Annotated in this window: 2 protein-coding genes, 1 pseudogene and 1 riboswitch; of the genes and pseudogenes, 2 read left to right on the forward strand and 1 reads right to left on the reverse strand. The window is 72.5% G+C overall.

Annotated elements, in window-relative coordinates:
- A pseudogene (locus C1I97_RS34245) lies at positions 1-382 on the forward strand (hypothetical protein); the annotation flags it as partial.
- 16 nt (positions 383-398) lie between these two features.
- Here the strand turns inward: C1I97_RS34245 and C1I97_RS34250 are convergent.
- Positions 399-1853: a glycine hydroxymethyltransferase gene (locus tag C1I97_RS34250; RefSeq protein WP_111006889.1), complete on the reverse strand. Its 1455-nt coding sequence runs from the start codon at positions 1851-1853 to the stop codon at positions 399-401.
- A 40-nt stretch (positions 1854-1893) separates the two neighbouring features.
- A riboswitch (ZMP/ZTP riboswitch) is annotated at positions 1894-1983 on the reverse strand.
- A 125-nt stretch (positions 1984-2108) separates the two neighbouring features.
- Between C1I97_RS34250 and rocD the strand changes: the two genes are divergently transcribed.
- A partial coding sequence (gene rocD, locus C1I97_RS34255) for an ornithine--oxo-acid transaminase (protein ID WP_111006890.1) occupies positions 2109-3068 on the forward strand: 960 nt, incomplete at its 3' end.

Below are 3068 nucleotides of genomic sequence, written 5' to 3' on the forward strand. Positions count from 1 at the left end.
GACCGGGGTCGGGGGGTGGCCGATGACGCACCGGCCGCCGGGAGGCGATGTGGCCATGGAGAGGCAGGACCAGTTGATCGTGGCGGAGGACGGCACGCCCTGGGTGCGGTCGGACCTGGCGCCGGATGTGGAGGACGACGACATCCGCTGGCACCGGGCGCCGCGGGACCTGTACGAGCGACTGGAGCACGCGGGGCTGCTGGGTGACGCGGACCGTACGTCGTCCGGCGGGGCTCGGCTCGGGAGCGGTGGTCCCTTGTGGTGGGCGGCCGGCGGGCTCGCCGTCGGAGTCGGCGGCACGCTGCTGATGCGCCGCGCGGCGGCCCGGCGTGGTGCCGGACCGCCGCGGGAGGAGCCACGACAGCAGCTGATCGACTTGTGAAACCGGACCGGGTGCGTCAGCCCAGGTCGATCTCCGGGTACAGCGGGAAGCCGGCCACGAGGTCGGTGGCCCGCTGGGAGATCTCGTCGGCGATCTTCGGGTCGAGGACGTGGGCGGCCTTGGACGGGGCGCCCGACTTGGTGGTGCCGGGCTCGGCGGCCGTCAGGGCGCGGTCGATGAGGCCGGCGACCTCGTCCATCTCGGCGGTGCCCAGACCGCGGGTGGTCAGCGCGGGGGTGCCGACGCGGATGCCGGAGGTGTACCAGGCTCCGTTGGGGTCGGCCGGGATCGCGTTGCGGTTGGTGACGATGCCGGACTCGAGCAGGGCTGCCTCGGCCTGGCGGCCGGTGAGGCCGTAGGAGGAGGCGACGTCGATCAGGTTGAGGTGGTTGTCGGTGCCGCCGGTCACGAGGGTGGCGCCACGGCGCGACAGGCCCTCGGCCAGGGCACGGGAGTTGTCGACGATCCGCTGGGCGTAGTCCTGGAAGGAGGGCTGCCGGGCCTCGGCCAGGGCAACCGCCTTGGCGGCCATGACGTGCGGGAGGGGGCCGCCGAGGACCATCGGGCAGCCGCGGTCGACCTGGTCCTTGAGGGAGTCGTCGCACAGGACCATGCCGCCGCGCGGGCCGCGCAGCGACTTGTGGGTGGTGGTCGTGACGATCTGGGCGTGCGGGACCGGGTCGAAGTCCCCGGTGAGGACCTTGCCGGCGACCAGGCCCGCGAAGTGGGCCATGTCGACCATGAGCGTGGCGCCGACCTCGTCGGCGATCTCGCGCATGATCCGGAAGTTCACCAGGCGCGGGTAGGCGGAGTAGCCGGCGACGATGATCAGCGGCTTGAACTCGCGGGCGGAGGCGCGCAGGGCCTCGTAGTCGAGCAGGCCGGTGGCCGGGTCGGTGCCGTAGGAACGCTGGTCGAACATCTTTCCTGAGATGTTCGGGCGGAAGCCGTGGGTGAGGTGGCCGCCGGCGTCCAGGGACATGCCGAGCATGCGCTGGTTGCCGAAGGCCTGGCGCAGTTCGGCCCAGTCGGCCTCGGAGAGCTCGTTGACCTGGCGGACGCCGGCCTTCTCCAGGGCGGGCAGCTCGACGCGCTGGGCGAGGACGGCCCAGAAGGCGACCAGGTTGGCGTCGATGCCGGAGTGCGGCTGGACGTAGGCGTGACGGGCGCCGAAGAGCTCGCGGGCGTGCTCGGCGGCCAGCGACTCGACGGTGTCGACGTTGCGGCAGCCGGCGTAGAAGCGGCGGCCGACGGTGCCCTCGGCGTACTTGTCGCTGAACCAGTTACCCATGGCCAGCAGGGTGGCCGGGGAGGCGTAGTTCTCGGAGGCGATCAGCTTGAGCATCTCGCGCTGGTCGGCGACCTCCTGGCCGATGGCATCGGCCACGCGCGGCTCGACGGCGCGGATCACGTCGAGGGCGGCGCGGAAGGCGGTGGACTCACGGGACAGGGACGCAGAGTTCTCGGGCATCAGGACCTCCGGACGTGGCGTTCGGCGCGTTCGGCGTTCACGGTACGGCCCAGGCGCACGGCACTCTTTCCCGCTCGGGCCGCTCCCCGATGGTCGGTCCCATCCCAGCGCGCCAGTCACGGCCCGTGGTCAGCCTACCGGGCGCGCCGAACGGCGCATTTCCCGCGTCCACCATGCGGGCGGGGATAGGAAAGGGGACGGCCCCCCTTCCACCGGGGGGCGCCCCTCGCCGTCCTCGGGAGCCCGGGAGCCGCCGTGACCGCTACGGAAGACCTCATCGCCACCGCCGACGCCCACAGCGCGCACACCTACCACCCGCTGCCCGTGGTGATCGCCACCGCGGACGGGGCCTGGATGACGGACGTGGAGGGCCGCCGGTACCTCGATCTGCTGGCCGGCTACTCGGCGCTGAACTTCGGGCACGGCAACCGGCGGCTGCTCGACGCGGCCAGAGCGCAGATGGAGCGGGTGACGCTGACCTCGCGGGCCTTCCACCACGACCGGTTCGGCGCGTTCTGCGAGCAGTTGGCGGCGCTGTGCGGCATGGAGACGGTGCTGCCGATGAACACGGGCGCGGAGGCGGTGGAGACGGCCGTGAAGACGGCCCGCAAGTGGGGCTACACGGTCAAGGGCGTGCCCGCGGAGATGGCGAAGATCGTGGTCGCGGGCAACAACTTCCACGGCCGTACGACGACGATCATCAGCTTCTCCACCGACCCGGAGACGAGGGCGGACTTCGGGCCGTACACGCCGGGCTTCCAGATCGTGCCGTACGGGGACCTGACGGCGATGCGGTCGGCGCTGACGGAGAACACGGTCGCCGTGCTGCTCGAGCCGGTCCAGGGCGAGGCGGGGGTGCTGGTGCCGCCGGCCGGTTACCTGCCGGCGGTGCGGGAGCTGACCCGGGAGCGGAACGTGCTGTTCGTCGCCGACGAGGTCCAGTCGGGGCTGGGGCGTACGGGCCGTACCTTCGCGTGCGAGCACGAGGGGGTGGTTCCCGACATGTACGTCCTGGGCAAGGCGCTGGGCGGCGGGATCCTGCCGGTGTCGGCGGTGGTGTCGTCGCGGGAGGTGCTCGGGGTGTTCCGGCCGGGCGAGCACGGGTCGACGTTCGGCGGGAATCCGCTGGCGTGCGCGGTGGCGCTGGAGGTGATCGCGATGCTGCGCACGGGCGAGTACCAGGCGCGGGCCGCGCGGCTGGGCGAGCGTCTGCAC

This window comes from Streptomyces sp. NTH33, from assembly GCF_003236365.1.
GTDB lineage: Bacteria > Actinomycetota > Actinomycetes > Streptomycetales > Streptomycetaceae > Streptomyces.